Source organism: Microcoleus sp. AT8-A3, from assembly GCF_036705675.1.
Classification (GTDB): Bacteria; Cyanobacteriota; Cyanobacteriia; order Cyanobacteriales; family Microcoleaceae; genus Microcoleus.
Window position 1 is genome coordinate 1 of sequence record NZ_JAUBVD010000036.1, and the last position, 302, is coordinate 302.

The following is a 302-nucleotide window of genomic DNA, read 5'->3' on the forward strand; positions in this document are numbered from 1 at the left end:
TCGGGGTCACTTCCTCCCAATCCTGTGACTAACTGGCTGCTGTTGGGCGCGAGGCGGGAGTTGGCATTGTTGGCTAATGGCGGTTGGTTGTTAGTTGGAGTTGGAGTTGGACTTGTAGTCGGTGTGGGAGTTGGAGTTGGACTTGTAGTTGGTGTGGGAGTTGGAGTTGGACTTGTAGTCGGTGTGGGAGTTGGACTTGTAGTTGGTGTGGGAGTTGGTGTTGGACTTGTAGTCGGTGTGGGAGTTGGACTTGTAGTCGGTGTGGGAGTTGGAGTTGGACTTGTAGTCGGTGTGGGAGTCGG

1 pseudogene is annotated in these 302 nt (G+C 54.3%); it reads right to left on the reverse strand.

Going from position 1 to position 302, the window contains the following annotated elements:
- Window positions 1–302, reverse strand: a pseudogene (locus QUB51_RS19700) (hypothetical protein); the annotation flags it as partial.